Here is a 270-nt window from a genome sequence, read left to right on the forward strand (position 1 = left end):
GTGGTAAGTGCAGTGGTCATATAAGTGATGAATATATTGGCACACGGCGCATCAGCGCCTGATAAAGCAGTTTGTTTGATACTATTAAATTCATTAGTATAATCATCATTATAGCGCTCGACAATTTCACCATTCCAGCCCATCCAAACGACTGATTTTCCGTTTAATACGTCTTGCAGTGCTATTGCAAGTCCACCTGCCATTGGGTTGTTATCAGGCATTTTGACCCGATTAGACAAGACGATTAAGCGGCTCATACCACGTGTCTCC

Annotated in this window: 1 pseudogene; it reads right to left on the reverse strand. The window is 42.6% G+C overall.

Annotated features, from left to right (window positions below):
• Nucleotides 1-257: pseudogene (locus AAEY83_RS15335) on the reverse strand (trehalose-6-phosphate synthase); the annotation flags it as partial.
• Nucleotides 258-270 lie beyond the last annotated feature (13 nt).

It is taken from the genome of Psychrobacter sp. TB20-MNA-CIBAN-0197, assembly GCF_040309765.1.
GTDB classification, from domain to species: domain Bacteria; phylum Pseudomonadota; class Gammaproteobacteria; order Pseudomonadales; family Moraxellaceae; genus Psychrobacter; species Psychrobacter submarinus.